This window comes from Acetanaerobacterium elongatum (assembly GCF_900103835.1).
GTDB classification, from domain to species: Bacteria; Bacillota; Clostridia; order Oscillospirales; family Ruminococcaceae; genus Acetanaerobacterium; species Acetanaerobacterium elongatum.
The window spans coordinates 1-24,169 of sequence record NZ_FNID01000040.1; the positions used below are offsets into that span (position 1 = coordinate 1).

Consider the following 24,169-nt stretch of genomic DNA (forward strand, 5'->3'; position numbering starts at 1 on the left):
TTCGGTGGTATGCTTACCATCATGTGTATATGGTCGCGGCATGCCTGTGCCTCTATTATTTCCACCCCTTTTTGTTCGCATAATTTCCTAAGTATCTGCCCTATATCCACCTTGATTTGTCCATATATTTCTTGTCGTCTATACTTCGGTGCAAATACTATATGATATTTACATCTCCATTTCGAATGTGTTAAACTATTTATGTCATCCATTGACATGTCCTCCTTTGTTTTTTGATGCGGTTGGTGAACCTTCATCATTCTATCACTGGAGGACCTCTTTTCGCTATAAGCGTTCTAATTCCACCAGCAGAGCTGGTGGTTTTTTGCGCTGAAGCTACAACCAAAAAGAAACCGCCCCGAAGAGCGGTTTCTTTATATAATGGGAGGGATCTCTCATGTTAGCAGTGTATTACAGCAGGTTCATTTACCGTAGTATGCCTTCGTATAGATTTCCGAGATCTCTTTGACCAATGGGTAACGGGGGTTTGCGGTAGTGCACTGGTCTTCAAATGCTCTGTCGGAGAGCTGCGGCAGAGTTGCGAAGAACTTCTTCTCGTCTACACCGCAATCCTTGATGCTGGCCGGCATATTCAGCGACTTCATCAGGTCACGGATAGCTTTTATAAGACTTGCAACACCCTGCTCGGTAGTAGCCGCAGGCAGCCCCAGATGCTTTGCAATCTCGGCATATTTTTCATTTGCAACAAACTTCTCATATTTGGGGAAGGTTACAAACTTGGTGGGGAGCTGTGCATTATAATCAATCACATACGGCAGCAGAACTGCGTTGGCACGCCCGTGCGGGATGTGGTATTCACCGCCAAGCTTATGTGCCATAGAGTGGTTCAGGCCTAAGAAGGCGTTGGTAAAGGCCATACCGGCGATGCAGGAAGCGTTATGCATCTTTTCGCGGGCTACAAAATCCTGTGCGCCATTGTTGTAGGAACGCGGGAGATAGTTAAACACCAGTTCAATCGCCTTCATTGCAAGGCCGTCGGTGTAATCGGAGGCCAGAACCGAAACATACGCTTCAATTGCGTGCGTGAGTACATCCATACCGGTATCGGCCGTGATAGACTTTGGCATGGTAACCACAAACTGCGGATCGATAATCGCCACGTCTGGGGTTAATTCATAATCGGCCAGCGGATATTTGATATTACCGTTCTGCTTGTCGGTGATAACCGAGAAAGCGGTTACTTCACTGCCCGTACCGGAGGTGGTGGGGATTGCAACGAACTGTGTTTTCTTTCCGAGCCTCGGGAAAGCAAAGGTTCTCTTGCGGATATCAAGGTACTTCATCCTTAACCCGCCGAAGGAGGTATCGGGGTGCTCATAGAACAGCCACATACCTTTTGCCGCATCTATGGCCGAACCTCCGCCAAGTGCGATGATAACGTCGGGTTTAAAGTTGTTCATCGCCTCAACGCCGCGCATAATGGTTTCAACAGAAGGATCCGGCTCAACATCCGAGTAGATTTCGCTGTGGCAGTACTCCTGACGCTTTCTGAGGTAGTAAAGCACCTTATCCACATAACCAAGGGTCACCATCGTGGGGTCGGTTACGATAAATGCGCGCGTGATATCAGGCATCTTCTCAAGGTATTGAACTGCGTCGGCCTCGAAGTAGATCTTGGGCGGTACCTTAAACCACTGCATGTTGACTCTCCTCTGTGCAAGGCGCTTTTTGTTGATAAGGTTTACGGAGGAAACGTTGGATGTGGTGGAGTTTCTGCCGAATGAACCGCAGCCCAGTGTAAGCGACGGGGTGTTGGTGTTGTAGATATCGCCGATTGCTCCCTGCGACGAAGGCGAGTTGGCAATTACACGGCCAACCTTCATGGCCTCGCCGTATTCACGTATTGTCTCTTCATTGCCAGAATGGATAACCGCCGAGTGGCCGAGGCCGCCCATCTTAAGCATCTTTAAGGCCTTTTCAAAGCCTTCTTCTTTAGAGTTCACTACAAAGTATGCAAGGATTGGGGAAAGCTTTTCTCTGGAAAGCGGATATTCCGGGCCTACATCGGCAAGCCTTGCGATTAAAATCTTTGTGTTATCCGGTACCGTAACCCCAGCCTGTTTTGCAATCCACGCCGCAGGCTTACCCACAATGTCGGGGTTGACCGCCTGTTTCTGGGGGTTAATAGCGTAGTCGGAAACCTTTTTGATTTCCTCTTCATTTAAGAAGTAGCAGGCATTGGTCTTCATGTATTTTTCGAAGGGCTCCTGAATCTCTTTATCAACGATAACTGCCTGCTCAGAGGCACAGATCATGCCGTTATCAAAGGTTTTGGAAAGCATGAGGTCTGTGCAGGCTCTTTCGAGGTTTGCGGTTTTATCAATATAGCAGGGTACGTTACCGGGGCCTACTCCCAACGCGGGCTTACCGGCACTGTATGCCGAGCGTACCATACCGGAGCCGCCGGTGGCAAGGATTAACGAAACACCGTTGTGGTTCATAAGCAGGTTGGTTGCTTCGATGGATGGGGTTTCAATCCACTGAATACAGTATTTCGGGGCACCTGCCTTAATGGCGGCATCGCGCACCACCCGTGCGGCCTCAGCCGAACACTTCTGCGAAGAAGGATGGAATGCGAAGATGATGGGGTTACGGGTTTTAGCACAGATAAGTGACTTAAAGAGCGTGGTAGAGGTGGGGTTGGTAACCGGTGTTACACCCGCAACCACGCCTACCGGCTCGGCTACCTCAACATAACCTTCCATATCGTTGTCGTCTACAATACCAACCGTTTTCTGATACTTAATGGAATGCCATACATATTCGGTGGCAAACATATTCTTAATAATCTTGTCTTCATACACACCGCGCCCGGTTTCTTCTACCGCAAGCTTTGCAAGGCGCATGTGCTCCTCCTGGCCTGCAAGAGCCATCTCGTGCACTATTTCATCCACCTGCTCCTGTGTAAGGTGCATGTATTCGCCGAGTGCCTCCTGTGCATTGTTTACAAGCTCGTCGATCATTTTGCCGATATCGGAAACCTCTTGTTTTGCTTTTTCTGCAGCAGCCATGTGAATACCTCCCTAATTCTTTATTCGATGAACTTTCAGTTGTTTTTCTTACACCATTATTTTATGTTAAAACTTTAACAATGTCAATAGATGTTCGTTAATTTTTTAACAGTCTTTTTGTTACAAGTTGCTGAGATTCATGCAGGTTTTTTTGTTGCTTTTTACATGGTTTTTAGTGCGTCAGATAAATTTATTATGCTCTAAAAAAACCAACAAATGTACTGCCTCAGGATACGCGACACAGTTTAGTATAATAAATTTACCATTGCAGATACTGTTTACAGCACCTCAAATGTAAAGAAGGTACTCTACTGCCAAAAGGCTGTATCACAATTAACATTACGTTTACGCCGGAAAGGAGATAATAAATGATTGTAGTGTTCTTTAGAACCATTCTGCTCTATATGTTGATTATTTTCTCTCTACGGCTTATGGGAAAGCGCCAGCTTGGGGAGCTTCAACCCTCAGAACTGGTAGTAACAATATTAATCTCAAACATCGCATCCTTGCCCATAGAGGATACCAACATCCCTCTGCTGGCTGGCGCAGTGCCAATATTAACGTTGGTTTCGTTTGAAATTATTATTTCAGCCATCAGCTTAAAGAATATTAAGTTCAGAAACTTTATTTCCGGCAACACCAAGGTAATAATTAAAGACGGGCAGATAGACCAAGCTGCCATGCGCGATCTGCGTTTTTCAGTAGACGACCTGATGGAGGAGCTTCGCGGGAAGGATGTATTTGATGTGCGGGACGTTCAGGTGGCAATAGTTGAAACCAGCGGAACAGTTAGTATCTATTTAAAACCTGACAAGCAACCGGTTACCGCCCAGCAGATGAATATCAAAACACAAAATGTCTCTCCCCCGGTTGTGGTGGTAAGCGACGGCGATATAATAAAACAAGGTCTTGAATTCTGTGGGGTGAATCGCAAATGGTTGGACAGTTACCTCAAACGCAATAATTATAAGCTGGATGAGATATTCATTATGACACTGGATTCATCAAAAAGTGCTTACATTATACCAAAGCAGAAGGAGCTAAAAAAGGCTTGAAGCGGTTAGTTATTGCACTGGGGATTATCGGAGCAATCGCTGCGATTGCCATCATTTCGTTGCTTATGCTATGGAGCACCTGTAATGCCATAACAGAGCAAGCCGAAAGCATCTGCAAAAGTCTTGACGAGAAGAACATTGATAACGCCAACCGACAGTCACAGCAGCTTGAGGATTACTGGGAGGAACACAGAGGGGTGCTCTCGTTTTTCTTTCGGCGCTACCAGATTTCTGAAATATCAATCTCCATAACAATGGTAAGAGGACTTTTGCAATATAATGACACCGCACTGGCCGGGGCATTTTGCCAACAGATATCTCATCGCATCAATGAGTTCTGGAAGGGAGAACTACCGCTGCCCGGGAGCATACTATAAAACATAAACGGTATTTCTTGAAAAGGAAAAGAACAGCCCGAAGGCTGTTCACCGTTTATCCATCATTGTTTTAAGCTCTTTCATAAAGGTTGTCAAATCGCCGAACTGGCGGTATACCGAAGCGAATCGCACATAGGCTACTTCATCAATCTGTCGCAGCTTATCCATGGCAAGCTCGCCGATTTTTTCGGTGGTAACCTCTCTATCAAGCGAATTCTGCAGGGTAGCTTCAATATCATTAACCGCTTTTTCAATCATCTCGATAGATACCGTACGCTTTTCACACGCGCGAAGAAAACTGTTAATTATCTTATCGCGGTCGAACGGTTCACGGGATCTATCCTTTTTAATAACGATAAGCGGTAAGGTTTCTATTACTTCATAGGTAGTAAAACGTTTGGCGCATTTTAAGCACTCCCGGCGACGTCTTATGCTCTTGCCTTCATCGGTTGGCCTAGAATCGATAACCTTGCTTTCTTCATAGGAGCAAAATGGGCATCTCATGGCTTAAACCTCCGCATTTCCAATGCTACCTAATATTTTATAATATAATAACACATTTTAACACATTTAACAACTTAAAAATGTACGAATGTGTTGAATTCATCAGCTTTTTATATGGAAGGGCGTATGCGTTGGCTGCCTAAACCCAATCGCATTTTTAAAAAAGCAGTGCCATATAGTCTTCCACCACATCTGCAACCGTTATAGGCGTTACCCGCCCGCGCCGCAGTGCTGAAACAAGCGACTCTACCACAGTACGATCGGTGGAAATATCAAGAATCGTGGTACTCTCTTCCCCGCTGTCTGCTATTTTGGTAACCGAGACACCGTATGTAACAATAGGGGCCCCACCTAATTCAATGATGGCCGGGTTCACCTCACTTTCAACGACGTTGTAGGTGATTTTCATGTCCTCCGTCAGTTGATTCTCCAACTTGTCCAGGAAAACTACTCCTTGCACGTTTCTCTCTCCTTTCATATCATAAAAGCGAATTACTCTTATTTTATCGAAAGCAGTTAGAAATTAAAAGGAAAACCATCCAACATTATCAAGCGACATTCGACATTTTTCGCAACAACTAAATCATTATCAAAAACTCGTTTTAGCCTTATGTCAACTTTTTGAGACTATATTGTCGATTTTTGTCGGGCTATTTATCTATTTCACCTAATTTTACTAAATATTTTAGTGAAGAAAGCAACTCGTCACTGTTTGTGAAATTTTCCCTATACAATTCTATAATGATACAATTATCAAAGTTAAAACGACGTAAGCTGACAAGTAATTGAACAATATCTAGTGTACCTTTGCCTATAGGCATACAGTCCTGACACATATTGTTGTCACTGAGGTGCACATGGATGATTTGTTCCCCCATGGCATTGAGCATCTCCTCAAGGTTTTCACCGGCGCGCACCACCTGCTTGGTATCAAGCACAAAGCACACCTTATTGCCTAATGACTTTTTCATCTGTGCAATGAACGCTGCAGAGTAGGAGCGGCAGCGCACAACATTTTCTTGAGCTACGTTTACCCCATAGCTCTGCCCCAGCTCATAGAGCTTTGCATACCGTTCAAAATATATCTCTGGGGGGAGCTGTCCTTCCCTTCTGTCTCCATGAAATACAAAGATATCGCACCCCAGCAGGTTACAGATTTCAAAATACGGTTTGTAGAATTCCAGGGCGTCGGCAAAACGGCGCGGGTAGTCGGTAAACATCATAAATGGCTCAAAACCACAGGTAAACGGATGGATGGATATCACCTTGGTTCCGTAAGCGTCACCCTGCTCCCGTATTGCGCGGATATAGCCTTTATCAAGCTCTGAGAAGGTGTTTAAAAAAATCTCTACGGCCTTCACACCGTTTTTGCAGTAATATTCAAAGGTTTTCTCTGTTTCCTGCGGATAAAGGCAGGCAGTGGAAAGCCCGTAAAGCATGAAATCACGACCTGTTCTGCTGAAAATAGCATTTATATAACTTGTTTATTACTAAGATTATATTGCGTTAGTGGTGGATTGTCCAGTTAAAAAGTCAAAAAGAGCATACCCGGTAAAGGTATGCTCTTTGTTGTATATTTGAATCTCAGGAGCCGAGATAGGCCTTTTGAATGGCCGAGTCATTTTTAAGTTCCTGCGCCGAGCCCTCTTTTACAATGTGTCCGGTTTCGAGCACATAGGCACGGTCGGCAATTGAAAGCGCCATATTGGCGTTCTGCTCCACCAACAGAACCGTAACACCGCTAGCATTTACATCCTTAACAATCTTAAAGATTTCCTGAACAAGAATTGGCGACAAACCCATGGATGGCTCATCCAGCAGCATCATTTTGGGTTTGGCCATAATGGCACGGCTGATAGCAAGCATCTGCTGTTCGCCGCCCGAAAGGGTACCCGCTAGCTGTGACTTTCTTTCCTTCAGGCGCGGAAAGGTGGTAAACACTCTTTCGTAATCTGCATCTATTGCAGCCTTGCCGTCATTTCGGATATAGGCGCCCATCTGCAGGTTTTCCATAACCGTCAGGCCCGAGAAGATTCGCCGTCCCTCCGGAACATGAGCAAGCCCCAGCTGCAGGATGCGATGCGGTTCTATAGTTTTCAGGTTCTTTTCTAAAAAAGTAATCTCTCCGGCCTTGCTTTTGATCATGCCGGTTATTGTTTGCAGGATTGTCGTTTTTCCGGCACCGTTGGCACCGATTAGTGTAACAATCTCGCCCTGTTTTACTTCAAAGTTCACGCCGTGGATGGCATGGATAGAGCCGTAATATACCTCTAAATTCTCAACCTTCAGCATGATTGTAACCGTTCCTTCCCTGAAAATATGAAAGTGTTTCTTCCATATTATTCGTTCTCGCCCTTGCCAAGATATGCGGCGATAACCTTCTCGTTATTCTTGATCTCTTCCGGCGTACCCTTTGCAATAACGCTGCCGTAATCAAGTACGATAATCTTCTCGCAGATGCCCATTACAAGGTGCATATCATGCTCTATCAGCAGGATGGCTATCTGGAACTTATCGCGTACAAAGCGTATGGTTTCCATCAGCTCCGCTGTTTCGGTGTCGTTCATGCCGGCGGCAGGCTCGTCCAGCAGCAGCAGCTTGGGTGAGGTGGCAAGCGCACGCACAATCTCCAGCTTGCGCTGCTGCCCGTAAGGAAGGTTAGAGGCGATGGTATCTGCCTTGCCCTCCAGCCCGAAAACGGCCAACAGTTCACGCGCCTTCTGCTCATACTGTGCTTCTTCACGCCAGTAGGCCGGAAGACGGAGGATACCCTTTAAGCAGGAATACTTCATATGAACATCAAAGCCAACCATTACGTTTTCCAGCACTGTCATATTTTTAAACAGGCGGATATTCTGGAAGGTACGGGCGATACCGCTTTTGGTAACAAGGTAGGTTTTCTGCCCTACAATATTCTCACCATCCAGCGTTATGGTGCCGCTTGTTGGGGAATATACATCGGTTAGAAGATTAAAAACAGTGGTTTTACCGGCGCCGTTAGGGCCGATAAGACCGACTATCTGCGACTGGTCTACCGTTATGCGCACATCGCTTAGCGCCTTTAAGCCACCGAAGGTAATACCAAGATTTCTTACTTTTAACAGTGCCACCGCTTAACCCTCCTTCGACTTACTCTTTGCTTTGGGTACCCGTTTCATGAGCTTATCCAACAACCTTGTAAGCGAGAACTCATAGGTGCCAAGCAGGCCGGAGGGCTTGAAGATCATCATGACAATAAGCAGTAGCGAGTAGATAAGCATACGGTAATCGGAGAATGCACGCAGCGCCTCCGGCAGCGCGGTAAGTACCGTAGCCGCAAGGATAGAGCCTGTGAAGCTGCCCATACCGCCCAGCACAACCATAACAAGAATTTCAATGGAACGCATAAAACCGAAGTTTGATGGATCCAGAATAGTGATATAGTGCGCATACAGCCCGCCCGCAATGCCCGCAAAGAAGGCGGAAACGGTGAAGCCCAATATCTTATAGTAGGTTGTGTTGATTCCGCAGGATTCGGCTGCGATTTCATCATCACGAATAGACTTAATGGCTCGGCCCTGACGGGAACGTATAAATGAATACAAAACGAAGAGGACAAGCACCATAATCCAGAATACTATCGCAAAATAGGAGGCAGTATCGTCTGTTGGGGTGGGGATGTTCTTAAGCCCCTGCCCGCCCCCGGTAAAGCCGAGGTTCAGGATAACCACACGGATAATCTCGGCAAAGCCAAGGGTGATAATGGCCAGGTAATCCCCGCGCAGGCGCAGCGCCGGAATGCCGATGGCAATGCCGAATATGGCCGCAACCAATCCGCCTACCAAGAGCGAGATTAAGAAGCGCACCATCAGCGGAATGCCCTCGGGCATATTCATGGTAAACAACGCCGCCGCATATGCACCCACCGACATAAAGCCGGCATGGCCAAGAACCAGCTGCCCCAGAAATCCCGTGGAAAGGTTCAAACTTGCCGCAAGGATAATGTTAATACCTACTGTTACAAGAATGCCGCTGTAGTAGCTGTCGATAATTCCGGCAAGCATAAGCCCCCACAAAATAAAGAAAAGAACGACAACGGCAATGATATTGATGATATAGGACCTTAAATTCTTTCTCATTGCACCCACCCTTACACCTTTTCTTTAACATTCTTGCCAAGCAGGCCGGAGGGTTTGAACAGCAGCACCAAAATCAGAATGCCGAATACTACGGCATCCGCCAAAGTGGAGGAGATATAGCCCTTGGTAAGGCTTTCGGCAATACCCATGATTACACCGCCAAGAATGGCACCGGGTATGCTGCCGATACCGCCCAAAACTGCTGCGATAAAGGCCTTTAAGCCCAGCATAACACCCATGTATGGGTCTACCAGCGGATAGGTGGAGCTGTAGAATACCGAAGCAACCGCAGCTAAGCCGGAGCCAATCGCAAATGTTACGGATATGGTCGTATTTATGTTAATACCCATCAGCTGGGCGGCCGCAGTATCCTCTGAAACGGCGCGCATCGCCTTGCCAATCTTTGTTTTTTGTACAAAGAACCAAAGAACAAACATCAGTACCAATGAGATTGTTATCGTCAACAACGTATTAAAGCTAATCGGCTTATCGCCTATGGAAAACGCGACGCCGCTAAAGCTGTTGGGGAACGGGCGCTTGTTAGAAGAAAATATCAGCAAAAACAGGTTTTCTAAGAACAAGCTCATACCGATGGCTGTAATGAGTGCAGACATTCTGGAAGAATTTCTGAGGGGCTTGTATGCCACCCTTTCAATCAGAACGCCTAAAATTACGCAGAACACAACCGAAACCAGCAGAGCTACCCAAATGTTCAAATTCATAGAGCCAACGGCAAGTAGCGCGATATACGCGCCCACCATAATGATGTCGCCGTGCGCAAAGTTAATAAGCTTGGCAATGCCGTACACCATTGTGTAGCCAAGCGCTACCAGAGCATAGATGCTCCCAACCTGAAGCCCGTTAATCAGTTGGTAGATAAAGTCCATAGTCTTCCTCCTCCGGGCATGATCAAATTTCCTACATCAAATAATTACAACTCGTCCGCCGCATTCCCCGCGGCGGACGGTTGTAACCTTAAATTGCTTTTTAGATTACTGTGCGGTGATTTTTGAATCAAGTGTGTAAGCGCCGTTTACAACCTTAATGATTGCAACACTCTTTACAGGGTCGCCGGTTCCTTTGTAGCTGATATGGCCGGTAACGCCCTCGTAATCGGAGGCAGCCAGTGCATCAATTATTGCCTGCTTATCGGTTTTGCCTGCCTTCTGAATGGCGGCAAGCAGAATCTTCGCGGAATCGTAGCCGAGTGCGGCGAAGGCGTTAGGATCTTCGTTGTACTTTTTCTTATAGTCGGTAAGGAACTTCTGAACAACCTCAGACTTGTCCTCGGTGGAGTAATGGTTGCAGAAGTATGCCCCTTCTACAACGGCAAGGTTGCTCTTATCTAGTGCGCCGAGTACCCCGTCCCAACCGTCGGTGCCAAGCATGGTAGCCTTAATGCCAACCTCTTTGGCCTGAGTGGCAATAAGGGCAATGGTGTTATAGTAAGACGGGATGAAAAGTGCATCGGGAGTGCTCTGGTTAATTTTGGTGAGCTGTGCCTTAAAGTCGGTATCGCCCTTGCCGAAGCCTTCGTAAGCAACTACCTTTGCACCTAAAGCTTCAACCTTTGCCTTAAAAGCTTCCGCGCAGCCCTTGGAGTAGTCGTCGGAGGTATCGTACAGTACAGCTACATTCTTAGCACTCAGGTTCTGTGTGGCATATGTAGCCATGGTTTCGCCCTGATACGGGTCAAGGAAGCAGGCGCGGAACATATTTTTACCGTAGGTGGTTACATCCTTGGCGGTGGCGGTAGCGGTAATCATAGGCATATTATCTTTTGCAGCCTTCTGAGCAACACTGATGGTGGGCTTGCTGGTAACGTCGCCAATGATGGCAACTACCTTCTGGCTTGAAAGCTTGTTATAGGCGTTTACCGCTTTTACGGGGTCGCCCTCTTCATCCTGTTCAATGAAATCAATCTTCTTGCCAAGCACGCCGCCGGCAGCATTAATCTCTTCAATAGCAAGCTTTGCACCATTGCTGGCCGCTTTGCCGTAAACCGAAACATCACCGGTTAGCGGGGCAATACCACCGATTTTAATGGTGTTGCCGGACGACTGTGCGCAACCGGCAAAAGCAAGTGTGGCAGTGGCGCACGCTAAAACTACCGCGAGACCTTTTTTAAAGCTCATGTTCTTTTCCTCCATTCAATATACATTTTTAAAAACAGGAAAACCGATATAAGAAGCGGCCCCCTGCATCTAACCTGAATATGTTTAACTAAAACTATGCAGTCATCATGTGAATTTGATTTTTTTATTATAATCCATCTTAGTTTGTTTTTCAATGAAAAAGCTTAAAAATGGCTGTAATTTTATAATTTCTGAAAGTTTGCTATTAAGGCCACAGGTTTTGAAAACCTGTTAAAGTGAAAGATTAAGTATTACAATCCTGCATTTAAGAACTTTAGCAGCCATTCTGTAACAAAAACAGCTGCACAGGCGAATATGGCAACCGTTAGCAGGCTTTTCTCGCGCCATGCGAGAATTACTGCTACCAAAAGCCCTGCAACCGCCGACCACACCGAGGCGGTTGCGGTAAATATTGCCGGAATTGTCATTGCCGTAAGGACAGCATAGGGCATATAGAACAGGAATGATTTGATAAACCGGCTTTGTATCTTCTTTTTAAAGATCACCAGCGGCAGCATTCTGATTAAATAGGTGACTCCCGCCATCAGCACAACATAAACCCAAAACTGGCCGCTCATTCGCCCTGCACCTCCTCAATGGGAAACAGTGCCGCCCCCACTGCTGCCGCAATAAGGGTGCAGAGGATGATTGCAAAGCCGCTTGAGATATGGTTTAAAACTGGTACCCATGCAAATATACAGCTAAAAAGTGCAGAGATGATTACCACCAGACGCACAGCACGCAGCTTTTTGGCAGGCGGCAACACAATAGCAATAAACATCCCATAGATGGCAAGCCCCAGCGCGCTGCGTACGGAGGCCGGAAGAAGCGAGCTTGCCGCAGCCCCGATAAAGGTGCCCAGCACCCACCCTATATAGGGTGCCGTCATCAGCCCATACATATACCGTCTGCCTACCTCAGCGGGTTGACGGCTTGCTACCGCAAAGATTTCGTCGGTATTGCAGAACGAGATAAGCAGTCGGTCAAGCAGGCGCACACCGTGCAGCTTTTGTGAAAGCGATACCGACATAAGGGCATAACGCAGGTTGATGATAAACTGTGTAAGAACCATCTCATAATAGGCGGCACCTGCCGTAATCAGTGAAAGGCCTGCAAACTGCCCTGCCGAGGTGAGGTTGGTCATAGAGATCAGTACGGCCTGCCACAGGTCAAGGCCCTGTGTGACTGCTGCCATGCCGAAGGTAAACGATACCGAAAGATAACCAAGGGCAATAGGGATACCGTCTTTAAACCCTTGGCTGTAACGATTGATGATAGCGCTTTGTTCCATTTGCTGTGACCATGCCTTTCAAAAGCTTGAGATTTCAAATAAATCTCTACGTCAACCAAACAAATGTGAAACCGCCTCATGTTGTAACAAGACGATTTTTTTGCATGTTTCGGTTGAAAAACGTTGACGAAAATAGTATGCTGATACTGTTTTGTTGACGGTTTAATCAGATAAGGGGTCTTGGGATTGAATAGGGTTATTGAGTTTGTCAAGAATGAAGTTGTGTTGGTGATTTCGGCAGTTGCGGCTGTTATCACGATATTTTTTGTACCGCCAGACGCCGCTTACATAGGGTATATGAATCCCAGTGTATTGGTGCTGCTGTTTTGCTTGATGATTGTGATTGCGGGTATTACTAAGCTTGGAGTTTTCGAGGTACTCTCGCAGCGGCTGCTCAGCAAAGCGGGCAGCTTAAAACGGCTTGCGCTTATTCTGGTATTGATGTGCTTTTTTGCATCAATGTTTATAACCAACGACGTTGCATTGCTCACCTTTGTGCCCTTTACCGTTTTGGTTCTGCGTTTTGCAGGGGATAAGAGGCTGATTTATGTAATTGTTCTGCAGACGGTTGCCGCAAACCTCGGCAGTATGCTTACCCCGATGGGCAACCCGCAGAACCTTTATCTTTACTCCTATTTTGGGGTAGGCACGGCACAATTCTTTAAAATAACACTGCCATTAGTCTGCATTAGCGGTTTGATGATTATTATTTTTACACTATTAATCAGAAATAAGCAGATTGATATCAACTTTACCCAGAAGGCTGTTATTCACGATAAAAAGCGCTTGATTGCCTACCTGCTGCTGTTTGCCGTCAGCCTGCTGGCGGTGCTGAAGATAATACACTACAGTATCGCCCTTTTGGTTATTGTAATTGTAGTTTTGTTCCTTGATAAAAGCTTGTTCAAGCGTGTAGATTACCCGTTGCTGCTCACTTTTGTTTGTTTTTTCATCTTCGTTGGCAACCTTGGGCGTATCGAGACGGTACAGAAACTGGTATCCTCCCTGATTGCGGGAAGGGAACTGCTTTTTTCGGCGCTGCTTAGCCAGATAATCAGTAATGTACCCGCTGCGGTGATGCTCTCGGGATTTACAAAGAACTATCAGGCATTGATCGCCGGCACCAACATTGGTGGCTTGGGCACGCTCATTGCGTCGCTCGCAAGTTTAATCTCCTTTAAGCTGTATGCCAAAACGGAAGGGGCAAAGCCCGGGCTCTACCTTGGGGTATTCACTGTAATCAACATATTGTTTCTGACTGTGCTGTTGGGGGCAGGACTTCTCCTGCATGATTAGGGCTACTCACCCAGTTCCTCGGTGATTAAGCCTCGCAGAATCAGGTTTGCGCTGTTATCCAGCGGGGTTTCGGATTTATTGATAAGCACCAGCTTATTGCCGCGATAGTATTGCACCAAACCGGCCGCCGGATAAACGGCAAGCGAGGTGCCGCCGATAATCAGCATGTCAGCCCTGCGGAGGTACTCCACAGCCTGATACAGGGTATCATTATTGAGCCCTTCCTCGTACAATACCACATCAGGCTTGATGATGCCGCCGCAGCTACAGCGCGGAATTCCCTCTGATTCCAATATTGCCGAAACGGGATAGAATTCCCCGCACGACATGCAGAAGTTGCGAAGCACCGAGCCATGAAGCTCCAACACCGTTTTGCTGCCCGCCTGCTGATGCAGGCCGTCAATATTCTGCGTAATTACCGCCTTAAGCCGACCCTGTTCCTCCAGCTTTGCGAGCATTTGATGCGCCTTGTTGGGCTTGGCCTGAAGGAAGAGCATCTTTCCGCGGTAAAAGTCGTAAAACTCAGCGGTATGTTTATCAAAGAACGAACGGCTGAGCATGGTTTCGGGTGGGTAACGATACTTCTGCCGGTACAGCCCGTCGGGGCTTCTGAAATCGGGGATGCCGCTTTCGGTGGATACCCCTGCACCGCCAAAAAAGACGATGTTATTGCTTGCTTCAATCAGCCTTTGCAGCTCTCTGTTCATTGCTCAGCCTCCTTCACGCTGTTATCTTAATCCCTATTCGAATGAGGCATAAAACCCTTTCCTATTTTAAGCCCTCAGGCTCCTACATGCAAGCAGATATTAACCCGCCGCACAGTTTATATCCTGCACGGCGGGTTGCTTTTATTTCTAAGGCCTTCCAGAAGGAATGCTTTAAATTACTTTTCATACCTACCGGTTTTCCCGGTGGTAGACCTCGTAATGATCTTTGCCGTGCGCCTTGGCGGAATAGAGTGCCTGATCGGCCTCTTCAACCAACACCTCGTAGGTTGTATTTGCACCGTTGCTGAATGCAATACCGATACTGCCGGAGATTTTATAGCTACCGTTTTCGCCAATATAGGCATTACGGAAGATATTACAGATCTGTTCGGCCTTATCATAAACAAACCGTTTGGTACGTACATTCTTTAAAAATACTACAAATTCGTCGCCGCCTACACGGCCTACAATATCTGTCTCGCGGAACGGTTTGGGAAGCCTGGAGCCAATCTCAATGATCACTTTATCTCCGATAAGATGGCCGAGGTTATCGTTTACAGCCTTAAAGTTATCAATATCAACGAACAAAAGTGCGTGCAGCCCGCTGTTTCCATACAACCGCAGATACTCTGAAATAAGCGCCTTCACCGCGGCTTTATTGTACAACCCCGTTAACGGGTCGCGCTGCGTCAGATCCTCCAGATGCACCCTCTGCCTCATATCTGCATCAATATCGGTAATCCGACTGATGGTTTTAATCGGCATTCCCTTTTCATCCCGAACGATATGGTGGCTGATCTGATACCACAGATATGCTCCGCTGCCCGTGCGGATTCGAAGCTCATCGGCAATGGTGTTAGCACCCTGTTCCATCTGACGCTGCATCTGTTCCAGTTTGAGAAGATCGTCTGCATGGATCATTTCACGCGGAAAAAGGGTGCCTGGTGAATCATATACCTTGGGCTCAAAGCCGAAACGCTCTTTAAAATTCGGTGTAAAGAACGCTGTACCATCGATATTATTGCTTTCCAGTACAATGGAGTTGGTTTCCTCAACCAGAATGCGGTAACGTTCCTCGCTTTCACGAACCTGCTCTTCCCGGTTCTTAAAGCGCGTAACGTCTAACAACACTACATAGAACCACTCGTTGCCGTCCTTATCGGTTACAATTCGGCCGCTGTCGTATACCCAGCGTATCTTCCCGCTTGCATCGATAATACGGTATTGAATCTTGCGTTTGCCGTTTTGCGCAAGCTGTCCCGCAATCTCGCTTTGAACCCGCTTGCGGTCTTCGGCATACACCATGTTGATAAAGCTGTTATCGAACATTCGGCGGAAGGTTTCGAGCGTATACCCGTACATATGAAGCAGCCCTTCGCTTAAATACCCCAATGTCTGCTTCTCATCATTTCGGTAGCGGAACACGCCTCCCGGCACATTATTCGTCAGTGCCTCAAACTCCTGCCTGCTTTGGCGGATTCTTGCGGCCTTATTGCGTTCAAATGAAAAGATGTATAACGCAACTGCCGCAAGAATAAGCATCAGTTTAAGCAGCAGTACTAAACGAACCGTTAATGCCGCAGGGTTTTCATCAATAACCTTTGAAGGAACCATGGTAACCAGTGTCCAGCCATTTAGACCAATCGGCTTATGAATGGCATAGTAGTTGATACTCTCCCGCCTAAAACGGATATAGCCCTCTTTTTGCCGCTTCACCTGTGCTGAAATATCTTCAGAGGGCTTTTCAACAGTGGTACCGGAATACAGCAGTTCATAAAAATTCGTGTAGCCGAAGGTATTGCCGCAGGAAAGCAGTGCCGTGCCGTTATCTTGAATAACCCATGAAGAAGTGCTTGCGCCTAACTCCTCCAAATAATCGCTGAGCATTTTTTCAAAAAAAGAACTGTGATAGTAGCAGGCTACCATACCCGCAAACCCATCCTCATTATAAACCGGAAGGGAAAAAACTATACTTTCTTCATCGCTGCCTGTGCCATCTATTGCTGTAACCGCGCGTTTTCCCGCCTTCGCCGCCATGAAATACTCCTGCTTGGATATATCCCGCTTAGTGCCGTCACCGCAATAAGCCTTACCGGCAGAATCGGCAACCTCCAAGGTATAGAAATCCTTGCCGTAGGCCAGCTTTCTCAGACTGCCGTTGAGGTTTTTATCATCAAATGCAGTGTTTTTTCCGATAAAAGAGGCGATTGTTTCAAGCAAATAAAAGGTATCCTCGTTTTTACGCATAATACCCTTTACAGCAAGTGTCATGCTATCATACAAACCAGTTTTAACATAGGTTTTATCAGTAAAGGCATCTCTTAGCTCAGAAATCGAACTGAAGATTATGACAAAAACCAGCATTAACAACATGCTGGTTTTAAAAATAAAGCTTTCTGAAGGCTTCAGTGCAAAACTACTTTTCATCCCATTCATCCTTTTATCGTTTGGAAACTAGTCCGCAACCGGCCTTTTCAATTGTCTTTTATCCTACCCTGTTGTATGCCAGCTGTTCAAACTTTATTACCGGCATCGGCTTAGCATAAAAATATCCCTGCACCATATCGCAATCGATATTCTTTAAGAAATCAACCTGTTCCCTAGTTTCTATGCCCTCTGCAACGGCTGTCATCTCCAGGTCACGCACAATATGGATGGCATTGGCCGCTACTTTTTTGCTGCGCTCGGCCTTGGTGGTTTCGGTGAACATCGCGCGGTCAAGCTTAACAGTATCCACAGGCAACATATTCAGCAGGTTCAGTGAAGAATAACCGGAACCGAAATCGTCCATCGAGAGCCTGAAGCCCTTGCTTTTAAGCTGCTCCATTACATCTATTATCTGCTGAGTATCCTCAAAAAACGCATTTTCGGTAAGCTCAATCTCAATTAACTCAGCCGGTACACCGTGGCTGTTGACCATCTGCTCAAGTTCTTCCACAAAATTCTGCTGGCGCACATGAAGCCTTGACATATTCACGGAAATTGGAATAGGGGTTTCGCCCGATTCTATCCAGCTTTGCAGCAGGCAGCAAACTTTTTCATAAACATAGCAGTCCAGCTTAAGCAAAAAGCCGTTGTGCTCAAAGATGGGAATAAACCGAGAGGGTGTTAGAAAACCTAAGGTTGGGTGATGCCAGCGTATTAATGCCTCGGCACCCGCAACCTTTTCTGTTTTAAGGTCGTATTTCGGCTGAAGGTAGATTTCAAACTCGTCATTCTCCAGCCCCTGATACATCGAGGCTTCAATTACCTGTGTTTCAATCACCTGCTGACGAAGGGTATCATCATAAAAAGAAATGGTGGTATCGTACAGCTCTTTTACGCTCTGCTTAGCCATTTGGGCATTTTCATGGCAGTAATCAAGCGGCAGCTCACGGTTGATGATAACATAAACTCCGCAGGCATAGTTTAACTCAATGGCATTATTGCCATAAGGCGACTGAAATTGTTTCATACCCGCAAAGAATTGTTCCAACCGGCTTTTTAGCTGTTCATCACTCTCATAGCACAGAAGCATTGTAAAGTTATCGTCAGATACTCGCGAGAAAGTTTCGTTCTCCGATATAAATGCCTGAATCTTCTTTGAAACAAAAATCAGCAGCTTGTTTCCTTCCTTAAAGCCATAGGTATTGTTGATAGCCTTAAAGCGGTTAATGTCAAATAAAATCAGAGCATAGCGCTGATGCTTAGAAAGTAACGCCGCCGCCTTTTTCTGAAACGCGGAATAATTCTGATAGCCCGTTAGACTGTCTATATAAGCCAGACGCGTCAGCTGTGCCTTACTGCGACGCCTTGTTATAATAAAGATTAGTAATAGCGCAATAAACCCCACTGCGGTAACTGCACCCATAATTAAGATACCACGAGTTCCCCTAAAGAGCACCAACGAATCAAGGATACTGCGAAGGTCATTAGCTGCAGTTGTATCACTGAAAGCCGGTAAAGCTACAATAGTGCCGGAAACAGATGCAACACTTAGTAAATTGGCCCCAAAGTGTTCAACCTTATCCAACACATAGGCTTGAGGAAGGGGGTCTCTGGTTGCCGAGGGCAGAACCGAGAATATAAACAGCGAACCTGCAAATAAGGTTACGGCAATCGTTACTAGCAGCGCTGTCCGTTTAATATAACGTGTTATGGGCTTCGCTGTTGATATCATCATATTGTCTTCCTTTATATCTGTCCGCCTGCTTTATGGTGTATGAGTCAAGGGACCAAGATAGATATTAAGATAAGATAGTATAGAAAATGTGAATTAGAAAGATGTGCTTTAATCAATATACCACATTTAACATCAAAATACAACAAAGCATTCCCAAATCAGGTGCTAAAAAATAATACAATTCTCTTAATTTCATACTGCAATATCCACAAGTACTGAATATTATAGAAAAGGGAGCCGATAGATGGCTCCCTTAAACAACTACTATTTTTCTGATTTTGTAAGGATATCAATAAACCTCCAACCGTCTGCACACATATCGTTGATATCCTTAACGGCCTCCCATCCGAGCAGTTTTTTAGCCTTGGCGGTGTCGGCATAACAGGTGGCAATATCGCCGGGACGGCGCGGAGCGAACTTGACGGGGATATCACGCCCACTCGCCTTTTTAAAGGCCTCTACAATCTCCAGCACACTGCTGCCTTTTCCGGTTCCGAGGTTAATTGCCTCGCTGCCCTTATGCTTTAAACCATACTCAACTGCATTCAAGTGGCCACGCGCCAAATCCACCACATGGATATAATCGCGAACGCCGGTACCATCCGGGGTATCGTAGTCGTTGCCGAACACATTCAGGAAAGGCAGTTTGCCAACTGCCACCTGAGAAACATAAGGCAGCAGGTTATTGGGAATGCCATTGGGATTTTCACCGATCAGCCCGCTCTCGTGCGCGCCAATGGGGTTAAAGTAACGCAGCAGCACCGCGCTCCAGTCTTTATCGGCTACCGCAAGGTCGATGAGGATACGTTCAATCGCCACCTTGGTATAGCCATAGGGGTTGGTGGCGGAGGTGGGGTAATCCTCTACAAAAGGCACCGGGTTGTTCATGCCGTAAACCGTGGCGGAGGAGGAAAACACAATGGTTTTGCATCCTGCGTCCCGCATCTCCTCACATAGTGCAATGGTGCCGGCGATGTTGTTATCATAGTATTCCAGCGGCTTTGCAACCGATTCGCCTACCGCCTTGAGACCCGCAAAATGGATAACCGCCTTGATGTCGTTTGCGGTGAAAATACGGTGCATGGCGGCCTTATCACGGATATCGGCCTTATAAAAAGAAATCTCATCTGTTTTGCCCGTAATCTTACGGATGCGATCGATGATATCCTCCTTGGCATTGCTGAGGTTGTCGGCCACAACCACCTCATAACCGGCGTTAAGCAACTCCACGCAGGTATGGCTGCCGATAAAGCCGGCGCCGCCTGTAACAAGAATCTTCAAAAAGGTCACGTCCTTTCAATTTCAGGCTTGCTGCTTTGCAAGAAATCCAGCATATGCCCTTCGCAGCTCCTCTGCGGTTTCTTCCGGGCAGGTAGGGTTGCAGTGTGCCCATACACCCGTTTCGCTGGAGGCATTAAACTTCTGTTTTTCCGCAGAACGCATCGGTGGGAAAAACTCGATATGAAAGTGGTAGTCCTGCGCATAATCCCCGCTGTTGACAGGCGCATTATGCATGCACATCATATAGGGGAAAGTATATCCGAACAGATTATCCAGCATACCCACGGTTTGCTTAAAGGCAACCGCAAGTGCCTTCCGTTCCTCGGCGTTAAAATCGGTGATATACTGCTTGTGGCTGTTGGACTGGATATATACGCCGTAGGGGTACTCGGTAAAGAACGGCAGGAACACGGTAAAGTGTTCGTTTTGAAAGATGATGCGCTTTTTTGCCTCAAGCTCGTTTTTTAACAGTTCGCAGAAGATACAGCTGCCTGTATTGCTATAATATTCTTTTGCCGAGTTAGTTTCAAGCATTATTTTTTTGGGGATAAACGGATAGCCGTAAATCTGCCCGTGCGGATGCGGCATGGTAACACCTACTACATCGCCGCGGTTTTCAAAGATAAAGCAGTATTTTATCCTTTCGTCGGCGCGCATGGCCTCAAAACGCTGGCACCAGAGGTCAACCAGCTTGAGCACATGCTCATCCGAAAGCTGCGGCACGGTAGTAGTGTGGCCCGAGGAATAGAGCACCACCTCGCACTTTCCGTAGGAGGGTGCAACCTTGAACAAGCCTCCGGCTACATCATCGGGAACCGGTGGGTTTTGCGAAAGTGCGGGGAAATCATTATCATACTTATATACATCAAACTGCTCCGGTACCTTACCCGAACCGGGGCAAAAGGGGCACCAATCCTTGGGCATCTGGGGCCTTCCCTGCCGGTTGGATGCAATCATCACCCAATCCTGCGTCAGCGGATGCCATCTGAGTTCTGCCATCGTTTATCAGTCCTTTTCTAAAACGTAGTACTAAATATCAAGTGAATGGTTAACAAAGCTCAGGAGAGATCTTAACCCCGCCAACCGGCCTGATGGAAAGAATGAAGCAGCTGCCCTCGCCCATCACAGCTTCAATCTCTGCTTTGTAATGCTGCAGCTTAGAAACCGGAACAAATGCCTGAATCGTTCCCGCAAAACCGCCGCCATGCACACGCCACGCACCCTTGCCTGCAAGCACCCGCTCACTGATTGCAAGAGCCAGTGAAACCCCCTGTTCTGAGGGGTTATGGCAGGAGAATACGTTCTGCAGGTACATATAGGAGGAACGACCGGATTCCAATACAAGCTGCTTAAACTGCTCAAAATCACTGCTGTTCAAAGCGTCAATCTGCCGAAGCACACGGGCATTATCGGCAAAGAAATGCATCGCGCGCAGGATTGCCCTGTCGCTTATCTTCCCGCGCAGGCGGCCGATACTCTCAAAAAACACCGCTTCATCAACATCGTTGAGATATTCTTTATTAAATGCTGCCGCAATGGCCTTCATTTCTGCCGAGACAGACGCATAATCGGGGGTTAGGTCGGCATGGTTTCCGCCTGTGTTTACAATGCAAAGAGCGTAGCCGCTGGCAGCAAAATCGAAGCCTACCTTTTCTACTACGGGATGTACCGGATCAGCGAAATCAATAGTTACAAAGCCGCCGACTGCCGACGCGGTTTGATCCATCAGGCCGCAGGGCTTGCCGAAGAAATTGTTCTCGGCGTACTGACCGATCTGCGCAATCTGCACCGGAGCAACCTTTCCGCTGTTAAACAGATGATTGAGCATGGTGCCTACCAGGACCTCGAAGGCAGCGGAGGAGGAAAGCCCAGAGCCCTTGAGAACACTGGAGGAGGTGTAGGCATCAAACCCACCCACTTCATACCCCAGCTGCGCAAAGCGTGCCGCAACACCACGGATAAGAGCGGCTGCTTTGTTCTTTTCACCCTCCACAGGGGCAAGCTTATCAAGGCTTACAACATCCATATCATAGCCTTCGCTTTTAATACGGATGGTGTTATCGCTGTTTTTAGAGGCTACCGCAATTACATCCAGGTTTACGGCAGCCGCCAGCACACGCCCGTGCTGATGGTCGGTGTGGTTTCCGCCAATCTCGGTTCTGCCCGGCGCGCTGAAAAGCTCTGCCTCGCGCCCTTGCCCGAACAGGGCTTCAAACGCATTTACCGCTGTGGTATAACGTTCTTTTTGAAGTGTCACCCCGTTCTTGCCGGTACAGTATACATAACCAAAGGCTTTATCAAACGCAGAGCCTTGCAATTGTTTTTTCATCTCTTCGGTAAGCATGGGCATCCCCCTGTTTATTGATATTAGACTAGGTTGAATATCTAGCTTTAGCTTAATCCAACGGAGAAATTTTTACAACCCCTTGAGCAATCATGTTTATGGATTTTTGTTGCATTGTCATGTGCTTAGAATTATATATCTCAAATTTACCCGATATGATATAATTAGAATCTAACAATACTGCACTGGAGGGATGATGGATGACAGCCTATGAGATTAAAGCCGTACAGGATGCTGAGCTTGACACCTGCGCCAATGTGATACGGCAGAGCTTTTTAACCGTAGCCAAGGATTTTGGCCTTACCCCTGAGAACTGCCCAAGCAACGGCGCCTTTATGAAAAATGAACGCCTGCTTGCAGAAAAGGAAAAGGGTAATTTGATGTATGCGTTATATGCTGATGACATTATCGTAGGCTTCGCTGCGATTGGAAAACTGCCGGATGGTACGTTTACCATAGAAAAGCTTGCGGTACTGCCTGAATACCGGCATAACGGCTACGGCAGGGTTTTAATCGATTACGCAAAAGAGCAGATAAAAAGGCTGGGCGGTACAAAAATCAGCATAGGGATTATTGAGGAGAACATAGTTTTAAAGAACTGGTATATGACAAACGGTTTTAAATCCACCGGTACAAAGGTGTTTGAACACCTGCCTTTCACGGTTGGATTTATGGAGTATAATTTATAGAATATAGCCTAAACGAAAAGCACTTAGTGCGGTATGCTAACTTTATCGAAGATAAGTATATACCGTTTCTAGGTGCTTTGTTATTCGTGTTATTCAACTTTACTCTTTCTTAATAAAAACAGGCTGATAGTAATGGGCGGCGTTGAGCCCAAAAGTATCATCATAATACCCTGGCTTATGCCCATTTCAACGCTTAAAACCGAAGCGCCTCCGGTAAAGCACTGGCCGATAAAAAGCGCCAGCCAATCGACGAGCATATGTATGATAATCCCCGGCCAGATGCTTCCGCTTCTGATAAAGATAGCGGCAAATAAGGTACCAGCAGCCGCGGCATTGATTGCTTGAACGGCTACCGTCATCGGCGGCATAAAAAAGGCATTGGGTATATGTATCGCACCAAAAATAAGTGCGGATACAAAAACCGCCTTAAGTATACCCTTATAGGTTTTGTCGTAGTGGTTCAGCAGACCGTTTAAAACCAGCGAACGCATGGAGATCTCTTCATTGACGCCAACCATGAACATGTTCACAGTAAATAATACCATGTTAAAGGCGGAGGTTGGCACCAACGTTTTAAAATCGACGCCTACATTACCGATTATCGCACCTGCAATACCAATAAGTATAAACGGGATTCCTAAGACCAGCCCTTTGCCGAACCCCTGTATTCTAAACCCGGCGGTATCCCAAATTCCTAATATTCTTATCACCGCTAAACTGAAAACCGTAATCAATAAATCTCCCGCCAGCTTATCCAGCCCCATAAAGGGTTTATCATCCCAAGTGAAGATGGAGGAGAGCAATAGCGTTATAATGCTTATGATGATTGAGAGAATGATGACATGTTTTTTTGCCAGGTCTTTAATAATGTCCATATAAAAGACCATTCCTTTCTGCGAAAGGCACCAACAAGACATGAAACGGAGTTGGTGCAACTCGCAGTCAAAATAAAACTCTGCTATACTTACCTCCGAGAGACGGTATACTACAGAGCACGTGGAGGTGAGTGGTGAAGCGGTTTGCCGCTATCTCGCATATAAATAAGTCGCCGGACGTTCGTTCAAGCACCAACAAGTAGGTTTTTTGAACCTGTAAACTAATCTTTGTAAAGACATTACTCGTTTTTAGCAGAACGTTCAGTCAATGCCGTTCCTCAAATCAAATTGAAAAGAGGAACT

23 protein-coding genes are annotated in these 24,169 nt (G+C 46.6%); 4 read left to right on the forward strand and 19 right to left on the reverse strand.

What is annotated here, in order from left to right:
• Both tnpA and adhE read right to left on the reverse strand, forming a co-directional pair.
• Positions 1-212 (reverse strand): IS200/IS605 family transposase (gene tnpA / locus BLR50_RS12320; RefSeq protein WP_143008116.1); only part of this gene is annotated, 212 nt, incomplete at its 3' end.
• Between the two features lie 210 nt (positions 213-422).
• A complete protein-coding gene (gene adhE, locus BLR50_RS12325) occupies positions 423-3,032 on the reverse strand; it encodes a bifunctional acetaldehyde-CoA/alcohol dehydrogenase (protein WP_092642802.1) in 2,610 nt (869 codons plus the stop codon).
• Positions 3,033-3,400: 368 nt separating this feature from the next.
• On the opposite strand from adhE, the gene BLR50_RS12330 reads away from it, so the two are divergent.
• Both BLR50_RS12330 and BLR50_RS12335 read left to right on the forward strand, forming a co-directional pair.
• Positions 3,401-4,087 carry a DUF421 domain-containing protein gene (locus BLR50_RS12330; protein WP_242871762.1) on the forward strand — a complete coding sequence of 229 codons (687 nt, stop codon included), beginning with the start codon at positions 3,401-3,403 and terminating at the stop codon, positions 4,085-4,087.
• Positions 4,084-4,464, forward strand: a complete 381-nt coding sequence (locus tag BLR50_RS12335; RefSeq protein ID WP_162840431.1) for a DUF4363 family protein — start codon at positions 4,084-4,086, stop codon at positions 4,462-4,464. The genes BLR50_RS12330 and BLR50_RS12335 overlap by 4 nt, the downstream gene beginning before the upstream one ends.
• A 48-nt stretch (positions 4,465-4,512) precedes the next feature.
• Here the strand turns inward: BLR50_RS12335 and nrdR are convergent, their stop codons facing one another.
• From nrdR to BLR50_RS12385, 10 genes are all read right to left on the reverse strand, one after another.
• Positions 4,513-4,968 carry a transcriptional regulator NrdR gene (nrdR, locus tag BLR50_RS12340; RefSeq protein ID WP_092642808.1) on the reverse strand — a complete coding sequence of 152 codons (456 nt, stop codon included), beginning with the start codon at positions 4,966-4,968 and terminating at the stop codon, positions 4,513-4,515.
• Between the two features lie 157 nt (positions 4,969-5,125).
• Entirely contained in the window at positions 5,126-5,428 is a 303-nt protein-coding gene (locus tag BLR50_RS12345; RefSeq protein ID WP_092642811.1) for a DUF6514 family protein, read from the reverse strand.
• Between the two features lie 190 nt (positions 5,429-5,618).
• Positions 5,619-6,407 carry a sugar phosphate isomerase/epimerase family protein gene (locus tag BLR50_RS12350; RefSeq protein ID WP_092642815.1) on the reverse strand — a complete coding sequence of 263 codons (789 nt, stop codon included), beginning with the start codon at positions 6,405-6,407 and terminating at the stop codon, positions 5,619-5,621.
• 145 nt (positions 6,408-6,552) lie between these two features.
• Entirely contained in the window at positions 6,553-7,260 is a 708-nt protein-coding gene (locus BLR50_RS12355; RefSeq protein WP_092642818.1) for an ABC transporter ATP-binding protein, read from the reverse strand.
• Between the two features lie 47 nt (positions 7,261-7,307).
• Entirely contained in the window at positions 7,308-8,078 is a 771-nt protein-coding gene (locus BLR50_RS12360; protein ID WP_092642821.1) for an ABC transporter ATP-binding protein, read from the reverse strand.
• A 3-nt stretch (positions 8,079-8,081) separates the two neighbouring features.
• A complete protein-coding gene (locus BLR50_RS12365; RefSeq protein WP_092642865.1) occupies positions 8,082-9,086 on the reverse strand; it encodes a branched-chain amino acid ABC transporter permease in 1,005 nt (334 codons plus the stop codon).
• Between the two features lie 11 nt (positions 9,087-9,097).
• Positions 9,098-9,973, reverse strand: coding sequence for a branched-chain amino acid ABC transporter permease (locus tag BLR50_RS12370; protein ID WP_092642824.1), 876 nt, complete (start codon positions 9,971-9,973; stop codon positions 9,098-9,100).
• Between the two features lie 105 nt (positions 9,974-10,078).
• Positions 10,079-11,221, reverse strand: coding sequence for an ABC transporter substrate-binding protein (locus tag BLR50_RS12375; protein ID WP_205408706.1), 1,143 nt, complete (start codon positions 11,219-11,221; stop codon positions 10,079-10,081).
• A 251-nt stretch (positions 11,222-11,472) separates the two neighbouring features.
• Positions 11,473-11,799, reverse strand: a complete 327-nt coding sequence (locus BLR50_RS12380) for an AzlD domain-containing protein (RefSeq protein WP_092642831.1) — start codon at positions 11,797-11,799, stop codon at positions 11,473-11,475.
• Positions 11,796-12,512: an AzlC family ABC transporter permease gene (locus BLR50_RS12385; RefSeq protein WP_092642833.1), complete on the reverse strand. Its 717-nt coding sequence runs from the start codon at positions 12,510-12,512 to the stop codon at positions 11,796-11,798. The genes BLR50_RS12380 and BLR50_RS12385 overlap by 4 nt, the downstream gene beginning before the upstream one ends.
• A 186-nt stretch (positions 12,513-12,698) precedes the next feature.
• On the opposite strand from BLR50_RS12385, the gene BLR50_RS12390 reads away from it, so the two are divergent.
• Positions 12,699-13,808 carry an SLC13 family permease gene (locus BLR50_RS12390; RefSeq protein WP_092642836.1) on the forward strand — a complete coding sequence of 370 codons (1,110 nt, stop codon included), beginning with the start codon at positions 12,699-12,701 and terminating at the stop codon, positions 13,806-13,808.
• Positions 13,809-13,810: 2 nt separating this feature from the next.
• Here BLR50_RS12390 and BLR50_RS12395 read toward each other — a convergent pair whose 3' ends face one another.
• From BLR50_RS12395 to BLR50_RS12420, 6 genes are all read right to left on the reverse strand, one after another.
• On the reverse strand, positions 13,811-14,515 hold the full coding sequence (locus tag BLR50_RS12395; RefSeq protein ID WP_092642840.1) for an NAD-dependent protein deacylase: 705 nt from the start codon (positions 14,513-14,515) through the stop codon (positions 13,811-13,813).
• A gap of 189 nt (positions 14,516-14,704) precedes the next feature.
• Positions 14,705-16,942: a sensor domain-containing diguanylate cyclase gene (locus tag BLR50_RS12400; RefSeq protein WP_162840432.1), complete on the reverse strand. Its 2,238-nt coding sequence runs from the start codon at positions 16,940-16,942 to the stop codon at positions 14,705-14,707.
• A gap of 58 nt (positions 16,943-17,000) precedes the next feature.
• Positions 17,001-18,677: a putative bifunctional diguanylate cyclase/phosphodiesterase gene (locus tag BLR50_RS12405; RefSeq protein ID WP_092642846.1), complete on the reverse strand. Its 1,677-nt coding sequence runs from the start codon at positions 18,675-18,677 to the stop codon at positions 17,001-17,003.
• A 264-nt stretch (positions 18,678-18,941) separates the two neighbouring features.
• Positions 18,942-19,958: a UDP-glucose 4-epimerase GalE gene (galE, locus tag BLR50_RS12410; protein WP_092642849.1), complete on the reverse strand. Its 1,017-nt coding sequence runs from the start codon at positions 19,956-19,958 to the stop codon at positions 18,942-18,944.
• 21 nt (positions 19,959-19,979) lie between these two features.
• The gene (gene galT, locus BLR50_RS12415) at positions 19,980-20,957 is read right to left on the reverse strand and encodes a galactose-1-phosphate uridylyltransferase (RefSeq protein WP_092642852.1); all 978 of its coding nucleotides are present in this window, start codon (positions 20,955-20,957) and stop codon (positions 19,980-19,982) included.
• 49 nt (positions 20,958-21,006) lie between these two features.
• Positions 21,007-22,302: a galactokinase gene (locus tag BLR50_RS12420; RefSeq protein ID WP_205408707.1), complete on the reverse strand. Its 1,296-nt coding sequence runs from the start codon at positions 22,300-22,302 to the stop codon at positions 21,007-21,009.
• Positions 22,303-22,502: 200 nt separating this feature from the next.
• Between BLR50_RS12420 and BLR50_RS12425 the strand changes: the two genes are divergently transcribed.
• Complete coding sequence (locus BLR50_RS12425; protein WP_092642857.1) at positions 22,503-22,991, forward strand: GNAT family N-acetyltransferase; 489 nt, start codon at positions 22,503-22,505, stop codon at positions 22,989-22,991.
• An 89-nt stretch (positions 22,992-23,080) separates the two neighbouring features.
• Here the strand turns inward: BLR50_RS12425 and BLR50_RS12430 are convergent, their stop codons facing one another.
• Positions 23,081-23,866 (reverse strand): CPBP family intramembrane glutamic endopeptidase, encoded by a 786-nt coding sequence (locus tag BLR50_RS12430; protein WP_162840433.1) that lies wholly within the window; start codon positions 23,864-23,866, stop codon positions 23,081-23,083.
• Positions 23,867-24,169: the final 303 nt, after the last annotated feature.